Here is a 26782-nt window from a genome sequence, read left to right as displayed (position 1 = left end):
TGCCTGATTGACGCAACACTACTGAACGTAAAGGGAAGTGCAACGATGAAACTGCTTCGTTATGGGCCGAAAGGCCAGGAAAAGCCGGGCCTGCTCGATGCGCAAGGCAAGATTCGCGACCTGTCGAAGGTGGTCGCCGATATCGACGGCACAGCGCTCAGCGACGCAAGCCTCGCGACACTGCGCGCGCTCGATCCGGCCACGTTGCCGGTCGTTGAAGGCAATCCGCGCATGGGTCCGTGCGTCGGCAAGATCGGCAAATTCATCTGCATCGGGCTCAATTACGCGGATCACGCGGCGGAATCGAATCTGCCGGTGCCGACCGAGCCGGTCATCTTCAACAAGTGGACGAGCGCGATCAGCGGCCCGAACGACGACATCGAAATTCCGCGCGGCTCGAAGAAGACCGACTGGGAAGTCGAACTCGGCGTCGTGATCGGCAAGGCGGCGAAGTATGTCGACGAAGCGAACGCGCTCGACTACGTGGCCGGCTATTGCATCATCAACGACGTGTCGGAGCGCGAATGGCAGATCGAGCGCGGCGGCACGTGGGACAAGGGCAAGGGCTTCGACACGTTCGGCCCGATCGGCCCGTGGATCGTCACGCGCGATGAAGTCGCCGATCCGCAGAACCTGAGCATGTGGCTCGAAGTGGACGGCCATCGCTACCAGAACGGCAGCACGAAGACGATGGTGTTCGGCGTCGCGCAACTGGTGTCGTACGTGTCGCAGTGCATGAGCCTGCAACCGGGCGATGTGATCTCGACCGGCACGCCGCCGGGCGTCGGCATGGGCGTGAAGCCGAACCCGGTGTTCCTGAAGCCGGGGCAGACGGTGCGCCTCGGTATCGAGGGTCTCGGCGAGCAGACGCAGAAGACTTACGCGGCGGAATAAGCCGCACGACGCTCGAAGGCCGCGCGCGCGTCAGTTTCGGCGCGCGGATGCCGCGGCCAGCAAAAAAAGCCGTTCCCGTAAAAGGAACGGCTTTTTTTCGTATGCATCTCCACTTCAGCCGGCGCTTTGCGCCACGCGCGGTACGGCTGGCTACCCCGCCGGCACGTCGTCCCCATTCTGGCCGATCCGATTCACCGTTCCCTGTGCGACCGCGACGAGCTTTTCGCGATTCCCGTCCATCACGAACACGCTGCACTGGCAGGTCGCCTGATGCCGGCCCGCATAAATCACGCTCGCGCGCGCGATCAGTATGCCGTTCACCGCCGGGCGCAGATAGTTGATCTTGTATTCGCCGGTCACGACTTTCGGGCCGAGCGACAGCGCGCCCGCGAAGGTCAGCGCGTTATCGGCGAGATAGCTGATGACGCCGCCGTGCACGAAGCCATGCTGCTGCCTCAGCTCATCGCGAATCGGCAGACTCAGCGTGAGTTCGTTGCCGTCGGCGTGCATCAATTCCGCGCCGAGCAGCATGCTGAACGGCTGGGCGTGCAGTGCGCCGCGCGCCCGGTCGAGAAGGTCGGTCATCGTCGTTCCTTGGGGAAGGCCCGTGCGGGCATCCGCGGCGGCGTACTCCGCGCGGTCCCTACCCACTCTAGGAAGCGTGGCTGCATCGCGTCAAGGCGATTTCGCAAAATACATGCTGCATTGTTGCGCAAAACGACTCTAATTTCGACGATCGCCGATGAACCGTGGACATAGCGCGCTGTTTGCTGAACTTGGCCTCAAGTTGCGCGTCAGCTTGCCGTAAACCCTGGTGTATTCCTCGTCACCCTTTGCCCTTCAGGTGTCCACGATGTTCAGCAAGATCAAGGTCGCATCCGGCCTCTTAAGTGTTCTGGTCGCGTTCTGCGTATTCCAGCTCGTCACGGTGGGTCTCGGCTTCTGGTCGTTGACGCGTTCGCACGACGACGTCGGCGAGCTTTCGAACATCGCGCTGAAACAGGTGAATGCGGTCAACCAGACGACGCAGCGTCTGATGGACGTGCGCATCAACCTGTCGCGCGCCGGCACGCGCATGGCGCGCGGCGGCACCGAGCCGACCGACATCGTGCAGCATGCGCGCGAGCAGCTTACCGCCGCCGAGCAGTCGTTCGCGGCGTTCACGGGCGCGCAGAAAACCAGCGGCGAAAACACCGCGCGCGCCGCCGCACTCGCCGAACGCTACAAGAAGCTGCACGACGCGCTCGCCGAATTGGCGCAGGACCTCGATTCGAACAACCTGCAGGCCTTCCTCGATCAGCCGACGCAGTCGTTCCAGGACACCTACCTGACGGAAGTGCGCAACTTCGTGCAATTCGGCGACGCCGCGAGCCGCGCGTCGCTCGATTCGATCGATGCGCGCATGGCGGCGTTTCGCATCGTCAGCGTCGTGATCCTGCTCGTGCTCGTGAGCGGCACGCTGGCGGTCTACGCGGCGCTGCGCCGCGGTGTCGTCGCGCCGCTCGAAGAGGCGGGCCGCCACTTCGAGCGCATCGCGCAAGGGCGTCTCGACCAGCCGATCGCCGCGCGCGGCACCAACGAGATCGGCCGCCTGTTCTCGGGCCTCGCGGCGATGCAGGCGAGCGTCGCGCGCACCGTGCAGAGCGTGCGCGAATCGGCCGACTCGATCCATATCGGCGCCGATGAAATCGCCACCGGCAACGCCGATCTGTCGGCGCGCACCGAAAACCAGGCCGCTTCGCTCGAGGAAACCGCGTCGAGCATGGAAGAACTGACCGCGACCGTGCGCCAGAACGCGGATCACGCGCGCGAAGCGAACGCGCTTGCCGAGACCGCGCTCGACGCGACCTCGCGCGGCAGCGAGGTGGTCAACCAGGTGGTCGACAAGATGCGCGGCATCGCGCAAAGCTCGGACCGGATCGCCGAAATCATCTCGGTGATCGACGGCATCGCCTTCCAGACCAACATCCTCGCGCTGAACGCGGCGGTGGAAGCCGCGCGCGCGGGCGAGCAGGGCCGCGGCTTCGCGGTCGTGGCCGGCGAGGTGCGCGGACTCGCGCAGCGCAGCGCGCAGTCGGCGAAGGAAATCAAGACGCTGATCAGCGAGTCGGTTGCCGAGATTCAGGGCGGCTCGGCGCTCGTCGAGCGCGCCGGCGAGGCGATGAGCCACGTGTCGGCGTCGATCTCGCGCGTCACGCAGATGATGGCGGAGATCAGCGCGTCGTCGCTCGAACAGAGCACCGGCATCGAGCAGGTGAACCAGGCGGTCGTGCAGATGGACGAAATGACCCAGCAGAACGCGGCGCTCGTCGAAGAGGCCGCGGCGGCGGCGGCTTCGCTGCATCAGCAGACGCAGCAGTTGAAGCAGGCCGTCTCGGTGTTCGAAATTTCGGAAACTGTGTTGCGCACGCAACAGCCGGGCGCGATGCCGGCCGCGAATGCGGAATTCGGATTAAGCGCAATGCATGCGATTTAATGCGGTAGCGCTTTGAAAAGCAGGTATTGAAAAGCGCATCGAAAAAGCATCAAAAAGAAAATGGCCCGCGAAAGCGAGCCATTTTGCATTAGATGCGGCAGGCGCCGGAAAAGGCACCTATGCGCGCTATCCAGGTCGTCCTGACAGTACGGAAGTACTTAGGCCGACTGGATGTTCGCAGCTTGCTTGCCCTTCGGGCCTTGCTTGACTTCGAACGTCACTTTCTGGTTTTCCTGCAGGGACTTGAAGCCCGATGACTGGATTTCCGAGAAGTGTGCAAACAGGTCTTCGCCGCCGTCGTCCGGGGTGATGAAGCCAAAGCCCTTTGCATCGTTAAACCACTTAACAGTACCTGTTGCCATTTTTGATCCAATAAATGTTGTGTGTTGCATTCGCGTTCGTTATCCCTCGACGTGAGGCAAAGCGCGAGGGGAGAGTTGTATCACGTCTTTATGACGGACGCCAATCAACCCGTATCCGGGTATTCCCCGGTTCTGATATTTTTTGACGCCCGAAAAGCCTTCGAAAGGCATTGTTTTGTCGTCAGGGTAAACCAGCGAGACCGGCTTGCGGCCACTTCCTGTGAAGAGCGGCAGCGCGTTTTTTCAGCCAAAGACGTTTGTCTCCGGATGATTGGTTCGGCCGGCTATCTTCGTCTATTGTCTTTCAATTTCGCCTAAGACAGCGTTGCCGATTCCGCGGCGGCGGGCAGTGCCGCGTACGCCGTGGCGAGGTGATACGGCGTGGTCGACGGCATGTCCGCGCGCGCCACGTCGCCCGCCGATGTTTTGCATTCGAACCAGCCGCGCGAATGCAAAAACCGTTGCGCGAAGAGCGCAATCTGTTGCGGTAACGCGGCGCGCACGGCCGGGTCGTCGTGACAGGCGAGCGCGCGCAGATATTCCGTTTGCGCCCAGATCCGCTCGGTCGCGTCCTTGATATGGCCGGCTTCGTCGAGCGAGGCGCATACGCCGCCGCTGTGCGGGTCCACGCCGTGCTGCCGCGCAAAGGTAAAGGCGCGCGCGAGCGCTTCGGCGAGGCCCGTCCCGTCGACGAGGCTGCCCGCCTGCCTGACCAGCCAGAACCATTCGAACTGATGCCCCGGCTCGAGGCGGTTGTCGCTTGCGCCGATCGGCAATTCGGCGATGCAGCCGCTCGGCGCATGCACGAAATGCCGCGCGACCGCGCCGGCCAGGCGGCGCAACGCGGCGCCGAAGGCGTTGTCGTGGGTAGCCTCGCAGGCGGCGAGCCACGCTTCGGTCAGGTGCATCAGCGGATTTTGCAGCGGCGTGCCGGTGACTTTCGAGAAGTCGACACTGAGCGCGGCGTTGAACAGACCGTCGTCGGCCGCGAAGTTCGACTGGATCAGCGCGGTCGTGCCGTGTACGAGCGCGAGCGCGTCGCGATTGCCGGAGCGCCGGCCGTATTCGGCGCACGCGAAGATGACGAACGCGTGCGTGTAGAGGTCCTTGGTGGTGTCGAGCGGCACACCGAGCGCATCGACGCTGTAGAACCATCCGCCGTGGTCGGTGTCCTGAAAGGTGTGCTTCAGCGAATCGAACAGCACGCGCGCATGCTCCATGTCGCCCGCCTGCGCAAACGTGAACAACTGTCGCGCGCAGGCCATTGCCCGATAGCGCTGCGCGGGCAGCGGCCGATGATCGCCGGCGTCGAGCGCTTCGTACGGCAGCTTCAGGGTGGTGTTGAAGCCGGAGCCGCGCCACATCGGCAGCACTACGTTCGCGAAGTGCCCGCGCAGCGCGGTCGCTGTCGTGGCGGTGGTGGTCGTGGCGAAGGGCGGGGTCGGGCTCGGCATAGGCGGATGGGGCGGGTGCGGCGTTTCGGCGTGGCGTTGAGGGCGGCGATGCAAGGCAGTGATTCAGGACAGCGATTCAAGGCAGCGGACTCGGGCGCGCCAATGTGCGGCTTAGCATAAAGCAAACGTCTCGCGCTGGCACGGACGTCGGCATGAGTCTGTGACATGCACGACGCATGCGCGATGCGGAGTTCGCGTGCGAGGTGGACCGCGAAAGGGGCATGAAGCCGCGCGATGAAGCATGAGCGAAGCGAGCGGCCCCGCGCTCATTTCAGATAAGGAGGAACAACCATGCTCGGCAATCTCGAACTGGTCTCCCGTCTCGTGTTGGCCGCGGCGCTCGGCAGCGTGATCGGCTTCGAGCGCGAGCGGCTTTCGTGGGCAGCGGGACTGCGCACGCATATGCTGGTCTGCGTCGGCTCGGCGCTCATCATGATCGTGTCCGCGTATGGCTTCGCCGAAGTGCTGCAGGGTGAACACGTCGTGCTCGATCCGTCGCGGATGGCCGCCCAGGTCGTGTCGGGCATCGGTTTTCTCGGCGCGGGCTCGATTCTGCTGCGCGGCGAGATCGTGCGCGGGCTGACCACCGCGGCGAGCCTGTGGTCGGTCGCGGCGATCGGGCTTGCGGTCGGCGGCGGGCTGTACACGGCGTCGATTGCCGCGACGATCATCATTCTGATCATCCTCGCCGGTATCAAGCCGCTCGAGCGGCGCTTCATCACGGCCAAGCAGCGCCGCCAACTGACGATGATCGTCGAGCGCGGCGCGCTCACGTTTCACTCGCTGCACGACGAACTCGGCGCCGCCAGCCCGCGCGTCAAGCAGTTCGTGATGCAGCAGAGCGATGACGCGCCCGAGTGCGACGAGGTGATGATTACGCTGCACCGCGTGTCGAATGTGGAATACGACTCGATCTGCGCACGCTTGCGGCAACTGCACGGTGTGAGGCAGTTTCGCCAGGATGACGCGACGTCGTGACGCGGTGTTGTAATACGGCGTTGTGATTCGGCGTGATTTTCCGTGAGGCGTCGTGAGATGGGGGATGGGCGGAAGCGGCGCAAATCGTCGGCGAATGGCTTCGGCACGGGCGGAGCGCCGTGCGACAATGCGGGGTCTAAAAATTCCAATGGCAATGACGAGCGGTATCCGGCGCCCCGTTCCCGGCGACGACCGCTTTTTTCTCTATGGCAGATTCAGTAGCATCCCCGCAGTCCAAGCCCAGGCGCGCTGCTTCGAAGAAGCAGCGGCAGGGCGCCGTCTCCACCGAAACCGAAAACAAGCTGGCGCGCGCGGCGCGCTCGGCACAACGCCTCGCGCAACTGAGCGGCGCCGCGCGAGACGACAGCACGCTCGACCTGTTCCCCGACGATCCGACCCGCGCGCGGCTCGAAGCGATGAATATCGACATTCGCCAGGGCACGCTGCATGGCTTCGAGCTGCCCGACGTGGTGTTGCAGGCCGTCGGTGCGCTCGACGACAACGCATCGCCCGACAAGGCGGCGCGCCGCGCGCCGCGTGCGGCGAAGGCCGATGTGGCGGAGCCGGTCAATGCGCAGTTGAGCGGGTTCGATATCGAGCCGCAGCCGGGAGTGGCGGTTGTGCCGGCGGGTGAGGTAGCGGGCGGTGGGGTGGATGCGGCGGGGGCTGCGGAGGAGTCGAAGGCCTCGGGTGCTTCAGGCGAAGCGGCGCCGGAAGCCGATGCGACTGCCGGCGACTCAGCCGCCGCAGCCGCGCGCGAACAGTCCGCGCCGCTTGCCTCGACGATGGCGGCTACCGTCGCGCGCAGCGTGACCGCGCTGCGTCAGGCGACGGAAGCAGGAGCCGCGGCGGGTTCGGGCACCGCGCCGGCCGTGGGCGGCGGCAAGCCGTCGCAGCGTTTTGCCGCGACGTCCACGAAGGCCGCGGTGGCTTCGCGCGAGGCACCTGACAGTCACGCGGGCGCGAACACCACAAGTCAATCCGCTGTGGACGTTTCGGCTCAAGCGCGTGACGCATCCGTTGCTGCGGTCGATTCCACCGTTTTCACGGATCAGCGCGATGTGCAGCCGAACAAGCCTTCGGCTGCCGCGTCTACTGTCGCACCCGCACCCGCACCCGCACCCGCACCCGCACCCGCACCCGCACCCGCACCCGCACCCGCACCCGCACCCGCACCCGCACCCGCACCCGCACCCGCGTCGCTCGACACTCCCGCCGCCTTCGCCACACCGTGGCGCGACGCACATCGCGCCGAGCCGGAACTCGATCGCGCGCGGGCGACCGCCTTTGCCGATACCGTCGATGCGCTTTACGGCGTGATCGCCGATCAGCGCCGCGCCGCGACCGATCATTCGCGCCGTATGAAATGGATGCTGTCGATCGTGGTCGGCGCGCTGCTCGTGACGGTTGCGATCGGCGTTGCGCAAACGCTGCTGCTGATGCGCCTGACGCGCGAAACCACGGCGCAGCAGCAGCGCATCGAGCAGATGATGCAGAACCAGCAGGCGGCGATGGTCAGCCTGCTCGACGCGCATACGGCGGTGGCCGCGGCCACCGCCCCGTCAGCGCCAGCGCCAGCGGCCACGGCACCGGTTGCACCCCAGCAGGTCGCCGCGACGCAGACGGCTCATGGCCGGCACAGCGTCCGCCCGCCGCACGGCCACCGGGCGAAGGCACCCGCCCCGACGCACTGATGATTCTCGCCGCCGCGCCGTGCAAGGCGGGCGCGCCGGCGCTTCATGATGGCCCCATCGCCCGTGCCCGAGGCGAAGTGCTCACCCGAAACTCACACCGCGGCGCCGCTTGTCCAGGCGGCGACTCGTTCCCTTGCCCGCCGCGCGCCCGCAACCTTCCAGCGGTCACCTGTTTAACCGCAAACACGCCCCAAACCGCCCAAACGTTAAATCGGGGACGTTGTCCTGATGCAACGCATCATGACCGAAACAGGCCGTGACATCGCGCCACACCGAAAAAATGCTGCGTTGCACTAGCTTTTTATTGGGGAAAACCCTATAGTTGCGCATAAGGGAAAACCCTAGAAACGCAGTCACTAACCGGGAGTCGCCATGAGCTTCATCTTTGCACTGTTCCAAAAGGTCAGCGACCTCTTTGCGTCGCCCCATCTGCCGCTGGATGCGGACTACTCGTACGAAGCGCGCAGCCGCGAAGCGGACCGTGTGCGCCGCACGCAAGCTACGCTGTTCGGCATCAAGCTGACCGACTAAAAGCTGCCTCACCGTCTCAGGCGCAAACATAACGTGCCGGGGCGCGCACTTCGGGTGCGCATCTCAATGAAGCCACTGTTCGCATCAGCGAATCGTGGCTTTTTGTTTTTGAGCCGCCATGCCGTGCGGGCGACGTTGCGGGCGCTCTCGTCCTTACGAAATATTTCTCCGGCGAAATGAATGTAACGGCCGCTCACACCGATTCGCCGGGCCGCGTCGAGGAATCGGGCTGTAAGCCTTGGTGAACGGGGCTCGAAAGCGAAAATCGCCCTGAGTCATCCGTCCCTATCTAAGAAATGCGCGCTTACAAGTGCTCACGTCTTCATGCGCCGCGGGCCGCTAAAGTGCCTCTCAAGCGTACGGCGTCTGGTTCGAACCCAATCGATCCCGAACGGGCAAGCCGAACAGCACGGACGCTGGCTTGAATAAAACTTTGACGGGAGGTCATCATGAAAACTTTCAGCAAGGCATCGCGCTCGGTTATCGCAACGCTGCTCGCCGGTGGCGCACTGCTCGCAGCCGGCAGCGCATTCGCCCAGGATCACATGTACATCCAGAACGGCCCGGCGCCGGTCGTCTACGGCCAGCCGCACATGGTGCCGGTGGGCGTGTCGATCAACATCGGCTGGCATGGCGACCGCTATTGGGACGGCCATCGCTACTGGGCGCACGACGACTGGATGCGCCATCATCCGCACGACTACGATCCGCATCACCGCGACGATCATCGTCCGCCGCCCCCGCGCCACTATTAATGCAGGCATGACGGCGCCGCCTCTCGCGGCGTGAGTCCACGAAGCCGGCCTTTCCCTCGCGGGAAGGCCGGCTTCGGCGCATCTGGGCGTGCGTTTTGCGCATGCTGCGCTATGCTTCGGAGCTTTCATCGACGGCAGCAGGAGCGCATGTGGACAACGCAACGCAGAACGCAACGATAGGCGTGGTGGGCACGGGCCTGATGGGCGTCGGCATCGCGACGCAGAGCGCATTGCATGGATACCGGACAATCGTGCACGACGTCGACCCGGCGCGTCTCGCGAGCGTCGCGCCGAAAGCGGAAGCGGTGCTCGACGAATTGATCGATGCGGGCCGCATCGTCCATGCGGACAAACAGGCGGCGCTCGCGCGCATCGAAACGCACGCGCAACTCGATGCGATGGCGTCGGCGCAATTCGTGATCGAGGCGATTCCCGAGGTGCTCGAACTGAAGCATCGCCTTTATGCGACGCTGACCGATCTGCTTGCCGCGGACGCGATTCTCGCGAGCAACACGAGCGGCTTCCCGCCCGATCGGCTCGCCACGCCGCTGCGCGCGAAGGAACGCTTCGTGATCGCGCATTTCTGGAACCCGCCGCACATGATTCCGCTCGTCGAGGTCGTGCCCGGCAGCGCGACCGCGCCCGAAGTCACGCAGCGGACCGCCGAACTGATGAGCGCGATCGGCATGGAGCCGGTCGTGCTCGCGAAGGCGATTCCGGGTTTCGTCGGCAACCGGCTGCAGTTCGCGGTGCTGCGCGAGGCGCTGAACATCGTCCGGTCGGGGGCGGCGACGCCCGAGGTGGTCGACCGCGTGATGAAGGCGTCGCTCGGACGCCGCTGGGGGATCGTCGGTCCGTTCGAGAGCGCGGACATGGGCGGGCTCGACACTTTCGTCGACATTGCCTCGCATCTGATGCCGCAACTCGCGAAGGACGAGGACGTGATCGATCTGCTGCGCGCGCAGGTCGATGCGGGGCGGGTCGGCGTGCGCAGCGGCGCGGGCTTTCACGAGTGGGACGAAGCGCGGCTTGCGCGCGTCAGGGAAGGGCGTAAGCGCGTGATCGGCCGCGGCTAGTGCAATATTCACGCTAAGTAAGTTTTTTTCAGGCAACTTGTCACACACCAACCCAACGCTACGTCATGTCTCATTACTTTTACGATCCCGCCGCCGGCCACGGTTTGCCTCACGATCCGATCAAGGCCATCGTCGCGCCACGGCTGATCGGCTGGATTTCGTCGCGCGATAGCGAAGGCACGCTCAACCTCGCGCCATACAGCTTCTTCGGCCTGTTCGCCGCACCGCCGGCGATCATCGGTTTTTGCAGCGAAGGCCGCAAGGACAGCATGGCCAATATCGAAGCCACCGGCGAATTCGTGTGGAATCTCGCCACGCGGCCGCTCGCCGAGCAGATGAACCGTTCGTCGGCGCCGGTTGCGTCGCACGTCGACGAGTTTCAGCTGGCCGGGCTCACGCCCGCGCCGGGCCGCAACGTCGCGGTGCCGCACGTCGGCGAGTCGCCGGCCGCGCTCGAATGCAAGCTGCTGCAGATCATGGAGCTGCACGACCTCGACGGCAAACCGGTGGGGAACTACCTGGCGCTCGGCCAGGTGGTCGGCGTGCATATCGACGAGCAGTATCTGAAGGACGGCCTGTTCGACACGCATGCCGCGCAGCCGATCATGCGTGCCGGTTATCGCGCGGACTACGCCGAGATCGGCGCGATGTTCCAGATGTTCCGGCCGACCGCGTAGGCGGTTCGCTTTGTGCCATGCGTGCGGCGGCAACCGCGCTTTCGTGACGGCGTTGACGCCTGAAACGTTGTTGCCCTGTTCGCCGCCGGCATATTGGGCTGAGCGCGGGCCGAGCGGCACACATCCGGCGAACGGCATGCCCGGGCGGGTGCGATGCTCAGCGCACCCGCCCGCTCCGATGGTTCGCCGCTCCGCGCCACGTGCGCAGCAACAGCGCATTGGTGACGACGCTCACACTCGAAAACGCCATCGCCGCGCCCGCGAGCATCGGGTTCAGCAGACCGAGCGCGGCGAGCGGAATGCCGATCAGGTTGTAGACGAACGCCCAGAACAGGTTCTGCTGGATCTTGCGCCAGGTCTTGCGCGAGATGTCGATCGCATCGGCGACGAGCGCCGGGTCGCCGCGCATCAGCGTGACGCCGGCCGCGTGCATCGCGACGTCGGTGCCGGTCGCCATCGCCATGCCGATGTCGGCGGCGGCGAGCGCGGGCGCGTCGTTGATGCCGTCGCCCGCCATCGCCACGATGCCGGCGTCGCGCATCTTCAGGTCGCGGATCACACGGGCCTTGTCGTCGGGCAGGACTTCGGCGTGGAATTCGCCGATGCCGAGCGCCTGCGCGACGCTCGCCGCGCTGCCGCGATTGTCGCCGGTGACGAGCACGCTGCGGATGCCCATGCGTTCGAGCCGCTCGACGGCCGCGCGCGCCGACGGTTTGACGGTGTCGCCGAACGCGATCAGCGCGAGCGCTCGCGGCGCTTGCGGCGCGCGTGCCATCAGCCACGAGACCGTGTTGCCGGCGGCTTCGAGCTCGCGGGCGCGCGCGCCGAGCGCGGGCGGCGGCGCGATGCCGAGTTCGTCGAGCCAGCGCGTGCTGCCGAGCGCGAACGTGTGGCCGTCGAGGTCGGCTTCGACGCCGCGGCCCGCGATGGCGCGCGCTGCGGTGGCGTGAAACGCTGCCGTCGTGGCGGGTTTGTCGATCGTGCTGGCGACATGATCGGCGTGCGAGCTTGCCGAAGAACCAGTGGATGAATTCGCGGCCAAATTCGCCGCAGCAGCGTTCGACTCAGCACTTGCCGCAGCGACCAGCGAATCAGTCGGCTCGGCGCCGGCGCTGCCGATAGCCGCCTGTGCTCTTTCCGCCTCATACGCCGCGACGACCGCCCGCGCCAACGGATGATCGCTATGCCGCTGCACCGCCGCGGCGAGCGCGAGCGCTTCGTCGCGGCGCATGCCGTCGACTGGCTCGAACGCCGTCATCGACGGCTGGCCGAGCGTCAGCGTGCCGGTTTTGTCGAACGCGACGACCGTGACGCGATGCGCGATTTCGAGCGCTTCCGCGTCCTTGATCAGCACGCCGTGACGCGCGGCGACGCCGGTGCCGGCCATGATCGCGGCAGGCGTCGCGAGTCCGAGCGCGCACGGGCAGGCGATCACGAGCACGGCGACCGCGTTGAGCAGCGCGGTTTCGCCGCCCGCCCCGGCGATCAGCCAGCCGATCAGCGTCAACGCGGCGATCGCGAGAATCGCCGGCACGAAGATTTCGCTGACGCGGTCGACGAGCCGCTGGATCGGCGCCTTCTCGGCCTGCGCGCTTTCGACGAGGCGGATGATGCGCGCGAGCGTCGTCTCCGCACCGATCGCGGTGGTCGTCACCACGAGCGCGCCTTCGCCGTTGATCGAGCCGGCCGTGACCGCGTCGCCGGTCTGTTTCGGCACCGGCAGGCTCTCGCCCGTAATCAGCGATTCGTCGATATGCGTGCGGCCTTCGAGCACCGTGCCGTCGACCGGCATGCGCTCGCCCGGCCGCACGATCACGACTGCGCCGACGCGTACCTGCGCGAGCGGCACGTCGCGCTCGTCGCCATTGACGCGGATGCGCGCGCGCTCGGGGCGCAGCGCGTTGAGCGCGCGGATCGCGTCGGTGGTCTGACGCTTCGCGCGCGCCTCGAGCCATTTGCCGAAGCGTACGAGCGTAATCACGACCGCCGACGCCTCGAAGTAGAGATGCATCGTGTCGCCGCGATGCATCGCGAGTTCGTAGACGCTGATGCCGTATGCCGCCGAAGTGCCGAGCGCGACGAGCAGATCCATGTTGCCCGCACGGGCGCGCACGGCGCGATAGGCCGCGCGATAGAAGCGCGCGCCGAACGCGAACTGCACGATCGACGCGAGCACGAATTGCAGCCACGGCGGCAGCATCGCGTGGATGCCGAACCATTCGCCGAACATCGGCGCGACGAGCGGCAGCGTCAGGATGGCCGCGGCGAGTACGGTGGCGAGTTCGCGGCGGGCTTCGGTTTGCTTGTGGGCGGCGGTGTCGTGTGCCGCTGTTTGCGCGCCGGTTGTGAGCGACGCGATGGGCCCGGGAGCGGGAATTGCTGTGGCTACGATCGGTGTCGCTTCGTAGCCGGCTTTTTTCACGGCGGCGATGAGCGCCTCGGTATCGGCCGATGACGCGCCCGCTGAATGAACGGTCGCGGTTTCGGTCGCGAGATTGACCGTCGCCCGCTCGACGCCGGGCACTTTCGCCAGTGCCTTTTCGACACGCATCGCGCATGACGCGCAGGTCATTCCGCCGATCGACAGTTCGGTGACTGGCGGCGTCGCAGTTGCTGTTGCAGCTGCTGCTGTGGTTGCTTCGGCTGGCGTGGTTGCGATATCGGCATCCACATCGAGCGTGACGTCATAGCCGGCTTTGCGCACGGCGGCGGCAAGCTGCTCGGGTTCGATTGCGACAGTGCTTTCCACGCGAGCACGCTCCGTCGCGAGATTGACCGATGCGCGCACGACACCCGGCATTTTCGCCAGTACTTTTTCGACGCGCGCCGAGCACGACGCACACGTCATGCCGCCGACATCGAATTCGACGACGCGCGTGGCGCAAGAAGAGGAAGAGGCGGCAGCGGGGCGCTGCTCGTTGGCAAGTGCGGTCATGGCAGGCAAGGTTCGTGGCGGCATCGGGCCGCATCGTGAATCCAGTATCGACCTTCCCATGCCAGGAAGGTCAAGCACGGATTATGCGGCGGCCGCGCCGCGCTTGCCGGCAACGCGACATGGCTTGCACGCGGAAGCGCGAAGCATGACGGAAAGTCGTACCGAACGCGTCCGCTCAAAACGGCGGCGGTGCATCCAGCATGGCCTGTCCGACTGCCTTCTGCTGCTCGCCGTCGCGCGCGAGCAGCGTTTGCGCCGCGCCGCGCCGGTCTTCGGCCGCCTTGTTTTGCCCGAGCTTCCATTTGCCGACGAGCCGCGTCACCTCGATCTCGATGCCGACAATCGCGCCGAGCATCTGCGCGATGAAGTCGGCGGGCGCGTCGCCCATTTTCCACGGCACCGGCTCGCCAGCTTCCATCTTGCGCGTGAGCCGCGCGACGAGGCCGCGCACGAATGCTTCATCGTCATGCACCACAATCCTGCCATGTGCATGCACGATCATGTAGTTGTAGGTCGGCACCTGCCTGTGCGTTTCGTGCTTGCTCGGATACCACGTCGGCGAAATGTAGGCGGCCGGTCCCTGGAAGATCACGAGCGCGTCGGGATGGGTGGCCGCTTCCTGCCACACCGGGTTCGCGCGTGCGACATGAGCGCGCAGTATGCAGCGCGATGCATGCTGCGCGCCGGCCGCGTTGCCGCTGTCGCTGCGGTGGCCGCTATTGTTGCCGCCGTCGCCGGGAATCAGTTGTGCCTCGAACGGCAGATGATTCGCATCGAGCCCGTGCGGGCCGTTCGTGATCAGCGCGCCGAACGGCTGCTCGGCAATCAGGCGATGAAGAACCTCTGGGCGGTTCTCTTCGAAATGGGCGGGCATATACATTGAAGCGCTCCGGATGCGAACGGCGAAGGCGTGTCGGCGAATCGAAATTGAAGGCGAAACCGAATCGAAAACTATGGCGTGTGCAGGCGGCGGGTCGCCAACGTGGCGACCGCAAAAATGCCATTTGTGCCGTTTATATGAACTGTACGCGGCAGCAAGCGCAATTCCCTGCTTTCTGCTTGCCTGGTTAGCAAGGATACGATACAACGCGATGTTGTCGGGGTCGCAATCCGCGGACTGGCTGCGCAGGCCTTCGGGGGACCGCGCATGTTCCTTGCGCTGCACACCGGCATCTCCCATAGGACTGCACGTTCCGCACTCTGAAAGAATGATAAAAAATCGCCAAGCACTGTTTTCGCCTCAACGGACCTGCGCATCGCTCGCCGGCCTCGCATTTCTGGCCGGCTGCGCGTCGGCCCCATCCGTGACGCATCCGAGCACCGGCTGGATCAAGGATGAAGTCGCCGATTCCTACGTATTCGGTTATCCGCTCGTGCTGATGAGCGCCGCGCGCGACGCGGCGGTCGGCACCGATCCGGGCGAAGCGCCGTTCAACACGTTGCGGCATGCCCAGGCACTGCCGCCGGTCGGCGCGGCCAATCCGCCGCAGCCGAGCCTCGATACGCTCGATTCGACCGGCTGGCTCGATGTCGCCGACGAGCCGGTGATCCTCTCGTTGCCCGATTCGCATGGCCGCTACATGGACGCGCGCGTGCTCGACATGTGGACCAATGTCGTGTGGTCCACGGGACCGCAGTTCGTCGCGGGCACGGCCGGCGCGAAAGGCATCCACGCGCAGACGCTCGCATTCGTCACGCCGGGTTGGCAGGGCGAACTGCCGAAGGGCGCGAAGCGCATCGAGGTGCCGACCCGCAATGCATGGGTGAGCGTGCGCATCCAGTCGAACGGCACGCGCGATCTGAAGGCGGTGCGCAAGCTGCAACACGCGATCCGTCTCGCGCCGCTGAGTGTCTATGGCGACGACGAGCGCGTGGCGCCGGTCGCGCTGTCGCGCGGCAACGGCGGCGCCTCGGGCGCCAACGGCACGCCGGCGCAGCAGGTAGCCGCGCTCGACGCGAACGGTTTTTTCAGCCGTCTCGCGGATGCGCTGCCGGACAATCCGCCCACGCCGGCCGATCCGCACGCGCTGAAGTTTCTCGCGGACCTCGGCGTGACGCCGGGTGATCCGGTGCAGTTGCCGAAAGCGTCGGACGCGGTTGCGGCCGGTCTTGCCGATGGCCGCGATCGGGTTGCCGCAGCGCCGTCCAATCTGCTCAGCGCGAACGGCTGGAACTGGTTCGGCGATGGCGTCGGCAACTACGGCCCCGACTATGCGTTGCGCGCATACGCGGCGAGCACGCAGCCGGGCATCGGTACCCGGGACGACGAAGTACGTGCGGTCGTCACGCAGGACAGCGACGGCAACTCGCTGAACGGCGCGAATCGCTACGTGCTGCACTTCGCGGCGAACCAGTTGCCGCCGGTGCGCGGCTTCTGGTCGATCACCGCCTACACGAAGGATGGCGCGTTGAGCGACGGCGCGCCGGCACGGCTTGCGGTGGGCGATCGCAACGGTGCGCGCCGCAATCGCGATGGTTCGCTCGACGTGGTCGTGTCGTCGACGCGCAGCAGGACCGGCAACTGGCTGCCGGCGCCGCGCGCCGATATGCAGCTCGTGTTGCGTCTCTATGCGCCGAAGCCGCAGGCTACCGACGGCAGCTGGCAGCCACCGCCGGTCGTGCGGCGATGAGGGCTGCGGCAACGACGCATGCAGGACCTCTTCGATAGGCAGCAACGGCAGCCATGGCATTAACGCATTTCAATGCAGCATCGATAAAAATCAGAAAGCGGCCAACCCAAAAAGCCTCGATGAAGCGCGTCATCAACATGACAGCGGCGCGCCGGGAGACATCGATCGATGTCTCCCGCCGTCTGTCCGCAGCGCACTGCACAACGGACAGACGGCCCCGGACAGTCATCGATCGGCGGCGCGAATCTTCAAACCGTCTCTGACAATACTGTCTTACAACTGATTCACGACTTATACTGCCGCTTGCGGGATTTCTGTTTTTCGCGGCGGGCTTGCCGCCGCATTCATCCAGAGCGAGCATGGCAAGCCTCAATAAAGCATCGTTAGCCTCCTCCATGCAGACCGTGCGCAAAGTCGCGCAGTCGCGTCGTACGCGTCGTGTTCTCATAGGTCTGCTGATCTTTCTCGTCGTATTCGGCCTGCTGGGCTTTTTCGCGGCACCGCCGCTGATTCGCCACATCGCGAGCCAGCAGTTGAGCAAGCAGCTCGACCGGCCCGCCACGATCGGCCGCATTGCGCTCAATCCGTACACGCTGCGCTTCGAAGCCGATAACGTGCATATCGGCGAGCGCGGCGGCGCGGGCGAATTCGTCGATATTTCGCGGCTCATCGTGAAGCCGTCGTGGAGTTCGCTGTTTCGCGCTGCACCGATCGTCGATGAAGTCCAGGTCGATTCACCGCGTTTTCATATCGTGCGCTACGATGCGCAGCGCTTCAATTTCAGCGATCTGATCGAGAAATTCGCGAGCCAACCCGCGAAACCCGACAGCAAGCCGACGCTGTTCTCCGTTTCCAATATTCGCGTCGAAAACGGCCAGATCACGTTCGACGACCGGCTGCTCGGCACGAAGCACGTGATCGATCAATGGAAGCTCGGCATTCCGTTCATCGCGACGCTGCCCTCGAAAACCAACATCTTCGTCGAGCCGCTGCTGCGCGCGCGCATCGACGGCGACAGCCAGCTCGCAATCGACGGCAAGACCAAGCCGTTTGCAGAGTCGCGCGAATCGGAAGTGTCGCTGCGCTTCGACGATCTCGACGTGCCGAAATTGATCTCCTATGCGCCGAGCAAATTGCCGGTGATCGTGCAGTCGGGCAAGCTCTCGACCGATCTCAAGCTCAACTTCGCGATGTCGAACGAGACGCCTTCGCTGCGCGTCGCGGGCACCGTCGATCTGAACGACGTCGACGTGCGGGATCAGGGCAAGGCGCCGTTTTTCGCGGCGCATGCCGTACACGTGGCGGCTGCGTCGCTCGAACCGCTGAAGAGCGTCTATCACTTCGACGAGATTCGCATCGATGCGCCGAACGCGAACCTCGCGCGCGACAAGGACGGCGTGCTCAGCGTCGAGCGCATGTTCGCGCCGGCGCCCGAACAGAACGAGACGGCCACGGCGGCGGCCAGCGCGGCGTCCCCGGCTTCGGGCGCCAAGGCCGCAGCCGACACCCAAACCGCGGCCGCTGAAAAAGCCGCGCCACCGCTCGATCTGTCGATCAAGCACTTCGCGCTCAACGACGGCACGGTCAACGTTCACGACGAAGCGGTGCCGCGCCCGGTCGATGCCGGTTTGCAGAATCTCGCGGTCACGCTGAACGATTTTTCGACGCTCGCATCGGCGCCTGCTCACTACACGCTGAACACCGTCTTCAAGGATGGCGGCACGCTCGCCGGCGAGGGCACGCTCGGCCTCGCGGCGAAAACGGCCAGCGCGAAGCTCGATCTGAAGTCGCTGAAGCTGCCGCCGATACAGCCGTATCTGGACTCCGCAACCTCGGCGCAGGTGCTCGACGGCGCGCTTTCGGTGACGACGAATATCGACGCGAACTGGTCGAAGTCGCCGATGGCGCTGACGGTCGCCGATACGCAGGTGGACATGCAGTCGTTCAAGCTCGCGGCGCGCGACGGCAAGGCGCCGCTGATCTCGCTTGCGCAGGGCAACGTAGCCGTCAAGCAGGTGGATGTGGCGGCGCGCACGGCCGACGTGACGAGCGTCGACGCGACCGGCCTCGCGATCGACGCGCAGCGCCTGAAAGACGGCAGTATCAACCTCGCATCGCTCGCCAGTCCGCATGCAGCGGCGCAGCCGCGCACCGCGGTGCACGCGGAGAAGAAGCCGCAGGCCGAAGAAGGTCCAGCGTGGCACTACAAGATCGGCGAATTGACGCTGAAGGACGCGACCGCCAATTTCACCGACAACACCACGCCGCAGCCGGTCAAGCTCAGCATCGCGCCGCTGCAACTGAAGGTGCAGCAGATCAGCGACGACCTGAGCCACCCGCTGCCGGTCGACCTGCAAGCCACGCTGAACAGGAAGGGCACGCTCGGCGTGAAGGGCGACGTTACCGCGACGCCGCTGAAGCTCGCCGTCAAGGTGAACGCGAACCGGCTCGACGCGGCGGCGTTCGAGCCGTACTTTGGCAGCAAGCTCAACGCGGTGATCGCGAGCGCGCTGCTCAACGCAAACGGCGAACTCGCCGTTACCAATGCGAAGGCGCTGAAAGCGAACTATCGCGGCGACGTCGCGCTCGTCGACGTGCGCATGCTCGACAAGGCCACCTCGGACCCGTTCGCGGGCTGGGGCTCGCTTGCGCTGTCAAACCTGAAGGCCGATTACGACGAACACGGCACCACGGTCGACGCGGGCCGCGTCACGTTCTCGAAGTTCTACGGGCGCGTGCTGCTCGATGCGCAAGGCAAGCTCAACCTGAACGACGTGGTCGCGCATGAAAGCGGTCAGGCGCAGTCGCTCACGCGCGACAAGAGCGGCGCCGATCACGTGGAACTGACGCCGGGGGCGGCGTCGGAAGCGGTAGCCGCGTCTGCGCCGGTCGTGGCCTCGGCGGCCTCGGCGACGCCCGCGACCGTCACGGCCGCCACGCCGCCGCAAAATCCGGTCAAGCTACACTTCGGGCAACTGGTGCTGCAGCAGGGCCGCGTCACCTACACCGACAACTTCATCCGGCCGAACTACACGGCGAACCTCGTCGACATTCAGGGCACGGTCGGCGCGTTCGGCACGCAATCGACGACCCCCGCGCCGGTCGACGTCGCCGCGAAGCTCGCGGCCAACGGCCCGCTGACGATCCGCGGCAGCGTCAATCCGCTGATCGACAAGCCGGCGCTCGATCTGACCGCGACCGCGCACGACATCGAGCTGACCAACCTCACGCCGTATTCGGCGAAATATGCCGGCTATCCGATCACGAAGGGCAAGCTCAACGTCGATCTGCACTACAAGCTCGACAACGATCAACTGAGCGCGAACAACCACCTGTTCATCGATCAGCTCACGTTCGGCGATCACGTCGACAACGACACGGCCACCAAGCTGCCGGTGCGTTTCGCGATCTCGCTGCTGAAAAATTCGCGCGGTGAGATCGACGTGAACCTGCCGGTGTCGGGCTCGCTGTCGAACCCCGAGTTCAGCATCGGCGGCCTGATCTGGCATGCGGTGCTCAATCTGCTGGAGAAAGCGGTGACCGCGCCGTTCTCGCTGATCGCCAACGCGTTCGGCGGCAACGGCGAGGAGCTCGGCTACGTCGAGTTCGACGCGGGCTCGGCCACGCTCACCGACGCCGACAAGCAGAAGCTCGACACGATCGTGAAGGCGCTCTCGGACAAGCCGTCGATCCGCATGGACCTGATCGGCCGCGTCGATCCGAAGGTCGACGAACCGGCGCTGCGCACGCAGTACGTCGACCGGCTCGTCAAGCAGCAGAAGATCAAGGACGTGGTGGGCAACGGCGAGAGCGTCGATCTGTCGACGGTCACCGTCGATCAGCAGGATTACGACAAATATCTGGCGAAGGCGTACAAGTCGGGCGATTTCAAGAAGCCGCGCAATTTCATCGGCATGACGAAGACGCTGCCCGAGGGCGACATGAAGGGTGCGCTTGCCGCCAATGCGCCGATCGACGACGCGAGCCTGCGTCAGCTTGCGCAGCAGCGCGCGCAAAGCGTGCAGCAGTATCTGGATGGCAAGATCGACAGCAGCCGTCTGTTCATCGTCGCGCCGAAGCTCAACGCCGACGGTATCAAGGACAAAGGCGCGACCACGCGCGTGGACTTTGGCCTGAAGTGAGAGCGGCGCGCGCGTGCCGCTTGCGTGGCGCATGTCCGTCATGCCGCGTACAGATCACGCGGCGTGACGGCGCTTTCACTATCCCTTCACCCCATCGCGAGCCGTTCGCGCTCGCCACGATCCCATCGTGTTCCCGGCGTATCCGCCACCCACACAGAACGCTCGCGTAGTAAGCGGCCGCTGAACGCCGGCTGCCGGATTGCGCCGTAAAAGTTGTCAGTGAAAGTAAGTACTAGAAAATGCCGCACATCCAATAGACTATGCTAACTATTGATGCGACTAGCCCAAGTTTCTTACAAGATGATGAACAACTTCGATTCGTCCATCGAAACATATCTGTCCAACGTACATTTCGGCCATTTCGCGACCCAATCCATACAAGCCATCGCCGACCTGTACACCTTCAAGGGCCTCGTACTCGTTCCCGTGCTGTGGTGGATGTGGTTTCAGCAGGACGGGCGGCGCGAATGGCGGCGGGAAATGGCGCTCGCGACGTTTCTGAGCGGCATCGTGGCGCTCTTCGTCGGAAGATTGCTGACGCACTGGCTGCCGTTCAGAGTGCGTCCCGTCTATAGCGACGAACTGCATCTGCACTTTACGAGCGGCGCGACCAGGGACGCACTGCTGACAAGCTGGAGCTCCTTTCCGAGCGATCACGCGATGCTCTGGATGGCGGTCGCCACCGGCATCTTCCTCGTGTGGCGGGGCATCGGTGTGCTGGCGATTCTCTATACCGCGGTGTTCATTTGCCTGCCGCGCGCCTATCTCGGCTTTCACTACCCAACCGATCTGCTGGTGGGCGCGGCCATCGGCGTCGTGATTACCCTGGTCATGACGCGAGATGCGATTCGCGTGCGCTACGCGACTCCGGTGCTGCGATGGATCGAACGCTATCCTGGACCCTCGGCGATGCTGGCTTTTATTCTGTGCCTCGAACTCGTCACGCAGTTCGACGAACTGCGCAAGCTGGCGAGCGGTGTGTTCAAGCATCTGTGAAGTACAAGGCGGGCGCGAGGAGAGGTGCCGGCCCGTTATGGGCCGGTTTAATGGGTTTGTCTTCGCTCTCCTCGGGCGCACACCTTCCGCATGCATTCGTCGACGCGGCCGCTCAGGTTTGACTCGCGGCGATTGCCATGACGATTCGCTGCCTCGACGCAAATCCCTGTTCGGACCGTTGCCTGACGAGTTCCACGATCGCTTGCGGTGCGACGTCCGGGTCTCCCGCCTCGAACGGCGGCGCCGGAGCATATTCGAGTCCGAGCTGAATCGTCTGCGCTTCCTCGGCCCCCGCCAATTCCGCCGCCACCGTCAGCCCGAAATCGATGCCCGCGGTCACGCCGCCGCCCGTAATGAGGTTGCCGTCACGGACAACCCGTTCGCGCGTCGGAATGGCGCCGAGCGGTTCGAGCAGCGAGTGGAAGGCCCAGTGAGTCGTGGCGCGCCGTCCGCGAAGCAAGCCCGCAGCGCCAAGCAATAGCGCGCCGGTACAGACGGACGTGACATAACGGGCGCCGGCGGCCTGCTTGCGAACGAACTCGATCGTCTGAGCGTCCTGTAGCAGATCCGTCACGCCGCTTCCACCGGGAATGCAGATCACGTCGAGTGGCGGGCAGTCCTGATACGTGGCGGTGGGCGTCAGGAGCAGTCCGCTGCTGGATGCCACGGGTTCGCGGGTTTTCCAGATCAATCGGGTCGTTGCGCCGGGCAGCGATGCGAGTACGTCGTGGGGACCGGTCAGGTCGAGTTGCTGTATTTGCGGAAATACCAGAAATCCGATCTGGAGTGTCATGAGGATACCTTGTCAAATGTAGAAACGATTTTTCGATGGGTGTTTCGAGGTGGACGAATCGATTCTATGCAGGTAGCCTTTGGCAAGATTGCCATTTACCCCTCAGTTTCTGCCACGCTCTGTTTTTGCCACGTCATGCCAGCCGAAGCGCGATCTATCCTGATGCTTGCTTTTCCGGACGTCCAGCTGCTCGACGTCAGCGGGCCATTGCAGGTTTTTGCTTCCGCCAACGAGCTGGCCGTGCAGCGTGGGCTCGCGGAACCCTATGCACCCCGGCTCGTTGCCGCCGAGGCCGGGCTCGTGACGTCGTCCTCGGGCGTGGCCTTGCTGGCGCGTTCCATCGGTTCCGTGAGAGGGCCCGTCGATACGCTTGTCGTTCCGGGCGGGCGCGGCGTTTCCGCGGCATCGGCGGATGCGCGCCTGACGCGTTGGACACGGCGGCAAGCCGGCCGGGCGCAACGCATCGCTTCCGTGTGTTCGGGGGCGTTCCTGCTGGCCGAGGCCGGCTTGCTGGATGGGCGGCGCGTGGTCACGCACTGGGCCCGCTGCGACGAACTCGCGAACCGCTATCCGAAGCTGTGCGTGGAAACCGATCCGATCTTCGTGCGCGACGGCGCTATCTGGACATCCGCCGGCGTGACCGCGGGAATCGATCTCGCTCTTGCGCTCGTGGAAGAAGACCTCGGCCGTTCAGTCGCACTGGACGTTGCCCGCGAGCTCGTCGTCTTCGTGAAGCGGCCGGGCGGCCAGTCGCAGTTCAGCGCCATGCTGTCGATGCAAAAGGCGGATGACCGGTTCGGCGAACTGCATGCGTGGATGACGGCGCACCTTGCGTCCGATCTTTCCGTTCCCACGCTGGCCCGACGGCTCCACATGAGCGAACGCAGCTTCATGCGTCACTACAAGGCGGAAACGGGCCGCACGCCGGCGCGCGCGGTTGAGCAACTTCGGGTCGAAGCGGCACAGCGACTACTCGGCGAGACCTCGTGGCCGGTCAAACGCATTGCAACCCGTTGCGGGTTCGGTAGTGAGGAAAGCATGCGGCGCAGTTTCGTCCGTTTGTTGAGAGTTGCTCCGCAGGTGTATAGGGAGCGGTTTTCGTTTTCCTGAACAATGGAATCGTGGAGCGGGGCAACCCTCACGACAACCCCCCCTGCCGCTCCCCAACCCTACTTGCGCGAAAAAACCGGCTGCCGTTTCTCCTTGAACGCGGCACGCCCTTCGCGCGCGTCGTCGGTGGCAAAGCAGATGGTTTGCAGATCGCGTTCATACTGGATCGCGTTTTCCAGCGGCATGTTGAATGCCGCGTGCAGATTCGACTTGGCGGTTTCCGCCGCGATCGGCGCGCGTTGCGCAATGGTCCGGGCGACGTCCTGCGCTCGCGGCAAGACCTGCTCCGCGCTCTCGACAACCTCGCTGATCAGCCCCCACTGGAGTGCGCGCTCGGCGTCGATAGGGTCGCCAGTCATAAGCATCAGCGCGGCATTCGAGGCTCCGATCGAGTTGACCAGGAAGGCCGCCATGCCGCCGCCGCCGATCCAGCCCAGCTTGATCTCCGGCGCGGCGAATTGCGCATTGGCCGACGCGATGCGGATATCGCAGCTCAATGACGTTTCTAGGCCGCCGCCGAACGCGTATCCGTTGATTGCGGCGATCGACGGCTTCAGCAGGCCGCGCACCGCGTCGCAATAGTCGGGGCGATTGCGGAAATTCCACGGCGTCGTGTAGTCGTCGAGCGTGCCGATGTCGGAGCCCGCGCAGAACGACTTCGGTCCCGCGCCCGTCAGAACGACGGCGCGAATCGCGTCGTCCTCGTTGCAGCGCTTCATGTATTCGACGACCTGTGCGGCCATCATCGGCGTCATCGCATTCAGTTTGGTCGGGCGATTCAACGTGACCGTCGCAACGAAGTCGCTCACCTCGAACGACACGGAACCTTCAACATGCTCACTCATTTTCGCTTCCTGGTAGTTGCCTGATAGTTTCTTGGTCATTGCCTAGTCATGGCCGGGTATTCAGACGGGTTTGAAGCATTGCCGGTACGACGACTGAAGCCCGTTCAGCAGATCGGCATCGCCGGCGCCGCGCGCGAGCGCGTCTCTGACCATGGCCGACGCCTCGGTCTGGAACGCGATGTAGCCGTCGAAGCGCGGCCGCACCCACGACTGTTCGAGTGTTCGCGAAGTCCGCTCGAAGAAGCCGTGCGTCAGTTCGTTCACGCGGCCGTCATGCCACGCGGCCCGGTGGCTCGGCTGCCCGGCATGCTGCGGAATGAACTCGCGTTGCGCCGGTTCGGAAAGCAGCCAGCGCAGATGCGCGAGGAGCGCCGGCGTCGCCTCGCAGCGTGTGCTGAGCGCGATGCCCGTGCCGCCGATAACCGAGGTGGCCTCCGACGGCGCGCCGGAGAACGTCGGCACATCCGCGAAACGGACCGCGCGCGAGGTCGTCGCGCCGCGCGAGTAGTTGACGTAGCCGAAGATCAGCGGACACAGCGCGAGACGATCCGTCGAGCTCATCAGGTCGAGCATCCGGATCGGGTTGAGCGCGATCGTCTCTGGGGCGGTTCGGCGATACAGCGCCCTGAGCACGTCCAGTACCTTGCGGCCCGTCGGCTCCGAGACGAAAACCCCCGGTTCCAGCGAGCCGATCGGCTCGCCGAGCGTCGCCGCGATCGACATGAACGTCAGGATCGCGTGCGGTCCCGCCAGAGAAAGCGCGACGGGCGTGGCCGCCGGAAGGTCGATTACGTCGGCCCACGTCGCGGGCGGCGGCGCGTCGAGCAGGTCGGGCCGGCAGGCCATGACCTGTGCCGCGGCGTCGAGCGGCAACGCCCACGTTTGTCCGCCGATCTGGTAGGAGCGCAAGGACGGACCGATCGATTGCGCTTGCCACTGGGCGATGTCGCTCGCTTCGAACAGCGCTTCCAGCGGTTGCAGGCAGCCGCGCGCGACTGCCTCGCCGAGATGCGGATGATCGAGCACGACGATGTCATACGCGCTGCACAGTTCCTCGATCGGATGCGACTCGAAGCCTTCCAGCGGCTGCTTTTCCCATTGGATATCGACACCGTCGAGATCCGCCCGCGCGCTTGCTGCGGCGGCAAGCGCGTCATAGCCACGCGGATGATCCCAGGTGAGTGCGCGGTAGGGGCGCATCATGCCTTCTCCGTTTCGTGCGCATGCTCCTTGACCACGCCGCGCGCCACCAGAGCGTCGATGGCCGCATCGTCGAGGCCTGCCGAACGAAGGATTTCGCGCGTATGTTCGCCCACGAGCGGCGCGCCCATCCGCACCGAACCGGGCGTTTTCTCGAACTGGTACGGGAAGCCCGGCGCCTTGACGAGGCCTTCGGTCGGGTGCTCGTATTCGACGAACGTGCCGTTGTGCCGGATCTGCAGATCTTCGACGACGTCCGCATAGCTGTAGACCGGCCCCGCCCAGATATCGTGCTCGGCGAACAGTGCCAGCCATTCCTCACTCGTGCGCGCGGTCAGACGCTCGCGCGTGCGCGCGAAAATCTCATCGCGGCGTGCGAAGCCGTCGACTTCGTCGACCATGTCGAGAAAGCTCGGCTCACCGATCAGCTCACCGAATTTCTTGAGCGGCGGGAACGCGACGATGATGTAGCCGTCGCGGGTGGCGAAAGCACCATACGGCGCACGAATGAACACGTGACCATGCGGCTCGTGACTGCGCTTTTGCGGCACCTTGCCCTGGGTGAAGACGGTCAGCTCCTGCATCTGCAGCGTCACGATCGCATCGAGCATGTTGACCTTGACCAGTTGGCCTTCGCCGGTGCGCTCGCGATGCAGCAGGGCAGTGAGGACCGCTTCGAACGCGGTCGAGGCCGCGACCGCGTCGACGAGAAACTGGCCCGCGGCCTGCGGCGGTTCGTCCGCACGACCGGCGGACAGCATCGCACCCGACATCCCCTGGAGCAGCAGATCCTGGCCCGGACGCTGCACGTAGGGGCCGTCTTCGCCGTATCCCGACATCGAGACGTACACGAGCTTCGGATTCAGCGCCTTGAGCGTGTCGTAGTCGACGCCGAGCCGCTTCGCCACACCGGGGCGGTAGTTCTGCAGGAACACGTCCGCGCTCTTGACGAGTTCGTACAGGGCCGCTTTCCCTTCTTCGGCCTTCAGGTCGATCGCGACGGAACGCTTGTTGCGGTTCAGCGAAAGGAACGAGACGTTGATCTGGTTGCCGCGCGCGCCGCCCGCCGAAGTGTGGCGTTGCCATTCGCCGGTGGTCGGTTCCACCTTGATGACGTCCGCGCCGAGGTCGCCCAGGCGTTGCGCCGCGAACGGGCCCGCCATTGCGATCGAGCAGTCGAGTACGCGGTATCCGCTCAGCGCGCCGCGGGGTTCATTCTTTTGCATGTTGCATG

At 65.0% G+C, this 26782-nt stretch carries 21 protein-coding genes; 12 read left to right on the top strand and 9 right to left on the bottom strand.

All coding sequences use genetic code 11. The features are described 5' to 3' along the window. The first annotated feature begins 45 nt into the window (after positions 1-45). Positions 46-894: an ureidoglycolate lyase gene (locus tag F3J20_RS17980; protein ID WP_167284092.1), complete on the top strand. Its 849-nt coding sequence runs from the start codon at positions 46-48 to the stop codon at positions 892-894. A gap of 150 nt (positions 895-1044) precedes the next feature. Here F3J20_RS17980 and F3J20_RS17975 read toward each other — a convergent pair whose 3' ends face one another. Next, entirely contained in the window at positions 1045-1479 is a 435-nt protein-coding gene (locus F3J20_RS17975) for a PaaI family thioesterase (protein ID WP_167039012.1), read from the bottom strand. Between the two features lie 268 nt (positions 1480-1747). On the opposite strand from F3J20_RS17975, the gene F3J20_RS17970 reads away from it, so the two are divergent. Further along, entirely contained in the window at positions 1748-3370 is a 1623-nt protein-coding gene (locus F3J20_RS17970) for a methyl-accepting chemotaxis protein (RefSeq protein ID WP_167284091.1), read from the top strand. 158 nt (positions 3371-3528) lie between these two features. On the opposite strand, the gene F3J20_RS17965 is transcribed toward F3J20_RS17970, so the two are convergent. After that, positions 3529-3732 (bottom strand): cold-shock protein, encoded by a 204-nt coding sequence (locus F3J20_RS17965; protein WP_167039016.1) that lies wholly within the window; start codon positions 3730-3732, stop codon positions 3529-3531. 314 nt (positions 3733-4046) lie between these two features. Beyond that, positions 4047-5186: an AGE family epimerase/isomerase gene (locus tag F3J20_RS17960; protein WP_167284090.1), complete on the bottom strand. Its 1140-nt coding sequence runs from the start codon at positions 5184-5186 to the stop codon at positions 4047-4049. A gap of 291 nt (positions 5187-5477) precedes the next feature. Between F3J20_RS17960 and F3J20_RS17955 the strand changes: the two genes are divergently transcribed. From F3J20_RS17955 to F3J20_RS17930, 6 genes are all read left to right on the top strand, one after another. Next, on the top strand, positions 5478-6164 hold the full coding sequence (locus tag F3J20_RS17955; protein WP_167284089.1) for an MgtC/SapB family protein: 687 nt from the start codon (positions 5478-5480) through the stop codon (positions 6162-6164). A gap of 206 nt (positions 6165-6370) precedes the next feature. Beyond that, positions 6371-7858, top strand: coding sequence for a hypothetical protein (locus F3J20_RS17950; protein WP_167284088.1), 1488 nt, complete (start codon positions 6371-6373; stop codon positions 7856-7858). Positions 7859-8230: 372 nt separating this feature from the next. Further along, positions 8231-8389 (top strand): hypothetical protein, encoded by a 159-nt coding sequence (locus F3J20_RS17945; RefSeq protein ID WP_167284087.1) that lies wholly within the window; start codon positions 8231-8233, stop codon positions 8387-8389. 449 nt (positions 8390-8838) lie between these two features. Next, the gene (locus F3J20_RS17940; protein WP_167039027.1) at positions 8839-9144 is read left to right on the top strand and encodes a hypothetical protein; all 306 of its coding nucleotides are present in this window, start codon (positions 8839-8841) and stop codon (positions 9142-9144) included. Between the two features lie 200 nt (positions 9145-9344). Beyond that, a complete protein-coding gene (locus F3J20_RS17935) occupies positions 9345-10220 on the top strand; it encodes a 3-hydroxyacyl-CoA dehydrogenase family protein (protein WP_240162832.1) in 876 nt (291 codons plus the stop codon). Between the two features lie 65 nt (positions 10221-10285). Continuing rightward, positions 10286-10897 (top strand): flavin reductase family protein, encoded by a 612-nt coding sequence (locus F3J20_RS17930; RefSeq protein ID WP_167039031.1) that lies wholly within the window; start codon positions 10286-10288, stop codon positions 10895-10897. 157 nt (positions 10898-11054) lie between these two features. Here F3J20_RS17930 and F3J20_RS17925 read toward each other — a convergent pair whose 3' ends face one another. Both F3J20_RS17925 and F3J20_RS17920 read right to left on the bottom strand, forming a co-directional pair. Further along, the gene (locus F3J20_RS17925; protein ID WP_167284085.1) at positions 11055-13832 is read right to left on the bottom strand and encodes a heavy metal translocating P-type ATPase; all 2778 of its coding nucleotides are present in this window, start codon (positions 13830-13832) and stop codon (positions 11055-11057) included. A 175-nt stretch (positions 13833-14007) separates the two neighbouring features. After that, positions 14008-14712 carry an FMN-binding negative transcriptional regulator gene (locus F3J20_RS17920; RefSeq protein ID WP_167284084.1) on the bottom strand — a complete coding sequence of 235 codons (705 nt, stop codon included), beginning with the start codon at positions 14710-14712 and terminating at the stop codon, positions 14008-14010. A 328-nt stretch (positions 14713-15040) separates the two neighbouring features. On the opposite strand from F3J20_RS17920, the gene F3J20_RS17915 reads away from it, so the two are divergent. The 3 genes from F3J20_RS17915 (at position 15041) to F3J20_RS17905 (ending at position 21600) form a co-directional block, all read left to right on the top strand. Then, entirely contained in the window at positions 15041-16462 is a 1422-nt protein-coding gene (locus F3J20_RS17915) for a DUF1254 domain-containing protein (protein ID WP_167284083.1), read from the top strand. A gap of 359 nt (positions 16463-16821) precedes the next feature. Further along, positions 16822-20604, top strand: a complete 3783-nt coding sequence (locus F3J20_RS17910; protein ID WP_167284082.1) for a DUF748 domain-containing protein — start codon at positions 16822-16824, stop codon at positions 20602-20604. 303 nt (positions 20605-20907) lie between these two features. After that, positions 20908-21600, top strand: a complete 693-nt coding sequence (locus tag F3J20_RS17905) for a phosphatase PAP2 family protein (protein WP_167039327.1) — start codon at positions 20908-20910, stop codon at positions 21598-21600. A gap of 112 nt (positions 21601-21712) precedes the next feature. On the opposite strand, the gene F3J20_RS17900 is transcribed toward F3J20_RS17905, so the two are convergent. Further along, positions 21713-22393, bottom strand: coding sequence for a DJ-1/PfpI family protein (locus tag F3J20_RS17900; RefSeq protein ID WP_167039041.1), 681 nt, complete (start codon positions 22391-22393; stop codon positions 21713-21715). Positions 22394-22528: 135 nt separating this feature from the next. On the opposite strand from F3J20_RS17900, the gene F3J20_RS17895 reads away from it, so the two are divergent. Further along, complete coding sequence (locus F3J20_RS17895) at positions 22529-23503, top strand: GlxA family transcriptional regulator (protein ID WP_167284125.1); 975 nt, start codon at positions 22529-22531, stop codon at positions 23501-23503. A 59-nt stretch (positions 23504-23562) separates the two neighbouring features. Here F3J20_RS17895 and F3J20_RS17890 read toward each other — a convergent pair whose 3' ends face one another. From F3J20_RS17890 to F3J20_RS17880, 3 genes are read right to left on the bottom strand one after another with little or no spacing between them, the layout of a single operon-like run. After that, positions 23563-24348, bottom strand: a complete 786-nt coding sequence (locus F3J20_RS17890; protein ID WP_167284081.1) for an enoyl-CoA hydratase/isomerase family protein — start codon at positions 24346-24348, stop codon at positions 23563-23565. A 60-nt stretch (positions 24349-24408) separates the two neighbouring features. Beyond that, positions 24409-25551, bottom strand: a complete 1143-nt coding sequence (locus F3J20_RS17885; protein ID WP_205299329.1) for an extracellular solute-binding protein — start codon at positions 25549-25551, stop codon at positions 24409-24411. Beyond that, entirely contained in the window at positions 25548-26774 is a 1227-nt protein-coding gene (locus tag F3J20_RS17880) for a CoA transferase (protein ID WP_167284080.1), read from the bottom strand. Before F3J20_RS17880 ends, F3J20_RS17885 begins: the two co-directional genes overlap by 4 nt. Between the last annotated feature and the right edge of the window lie 8 nt (positions 26775-26782).

Origin of the sequence: Paraburkholderia sp. Cy-641 (assembly GCF_011752945.1) — a bacterium.
In the GTDB taxonomy this organism is placed as follows: Bacteria; Pseudomonadota; Gammaproteobacteria; order Burkholderiales; family Burkholderiaceae; genus Paraburkholderia.
The sequence above is the reverse complement of the archived record's forward strand: the minus strand, read 5'-3'. Positions and strand labels throughout refer to the sequence as shown.

Coding starts and splice junctions, on each gene's coding strand:
- F3J20_RS17900 (WP_167039041.1), bottom strand. CDS start 22,393: ATGACACTCCAGATCGGATTTCTGGTATTTCCGCAAATACAGCAACTC.
- F3J20_RS17970 (WP_167284091.1), top strand. CDS start 1,748: ATGTTCAGCAAGATCAAGGTCGCATCCGGCCTCTTAAGTGTTCTGGTC.
- F3J20_RS17950 (WP_167284088.1), top strand. CDS start 6,371: ATGGCAGATTCAGTAGCATCCCCGCAGTCCAAGCCCAGGCGCGCTGCT.
- F3J20_RS17905 (WP_167039327.1), top strand. CDS start 20,908: ATGAACAACTTCGATTCGTCCATCGAAACATATCTGTCCAACGTACAT.
- F3J20_RS17930 (WP_167039031.1), top strand. CDS start 10,286: ATGTCTCATTACTTTTACGATCCCGCCGCCGGCCACGGTTTGCCTCAC.
- F3J20_RS17935 (WP_240162832.1), top strand. CDS start 9,345: ATGGGCGTCGGCATCGCGACGCAGAGCGCATTGCATGGATACCGGACA.
- F3J20_RS17890 (WP_167284081.1), bottom strand. CDS start 24,348: ATGAGTGAGCATGTTGAAGGTTCCGTGTCGTTCGAGGTGAGCGACTTC.
- F3J20_RS17880 (WP_167284080.1), bottom strand. CDS start 26,774: ATGCAAAAGAATGAACCCCGCGGCGCGCTGAGCGGATACCGCGTACTC.
- F3J20_RS17955 (WP_167284089.1), top strand. CDS start 5,478: ATGCTCGGCAATCTCGAACTGGTCTCCCGTCTCGTGTTGGCCGCGGCG.
- F3J20_RS17885 (WP_205299329.1), bottom strand. CDS start 25,551: ATGATGCGCCCCTACCGCGCACTCACCTGGGATCATCCGCGTGGCTAT.
- F3J20_RS17940 (WP_167039027.1), top strand. CDS start 8,839: ATGAAAACTTTCAGCAAGGCATCGCGCTCGGTTATCGCAACGCTGCTC.
- F3J20_RS17945 (WP_167284087.1), top strand. CDS start 8,231: ATGAGCTTCATCTTTGCACTGTTCCAAAAGGTCAGCGACCTCTTTGCG.
- F3J20_RS17895 (WP_167284125.1), top strand. CDS start 22,529: ATGCCAGCCGAAGCGCGATCTATCCTGATGCTTGCTTTTCCGGACGTC.
- F3J20_RS17960 (WP_167284090.1), bottom strand. CDS start 5,186: ATGCCGAGCCCGACCCCGCCCTTCGCCACGACCACCACCGCCACGACA.
- F3J20_RS17925 (WP_167284085.1), bottom strand. CDS start 13,832: ATGACCGCACTTGCCAACGAGCAGCGCCCCGCTGCCGCCTCTTCCTCT.
- F3J20_RS17975 (WP_167039012.1), bottom strand. CDS start 1,479: ATGACCGACCTTCTCGACCGGGCGCGCGGCGCACTGCACGCCCAGCCG.
- F3J20_RS17920 (WP_167284084.1), bottom strand. CDS start 14,712: ATGTATATGCCCGCCCATTTCGAAGAGAACCGCCCAGAGGTTCTTCAT.
- F3J20_RS17965 (WP_167039016.1), bottom strand. CDS start 3,732: ATGGCAACAGGTACTGTTAAGTGGTTTAACGATGCAAAGGGCTTTGGC.
- F3J20_RS17915 (WP_167284083.1), top strand. CDS start 15,041: ATGATAAAAAATCGCCAAGCACTGTTTTCGCCTCAACGGACCTGCGCA.
- F3J20_RS17910 (WP_167284082.1), top strand. CDS start 16,822: ATGGCAAGCCTCAATAAAGCATCGTTAGCCTCCTCCATGCAGACCGTG.
- F3J20_RS17980 (WP_167284092.1), top strand. CDS start 46: ATGAAACTGCTTCGTTATGGGCCGAAAGGCCAGGAAAAGCCGGGCCTG.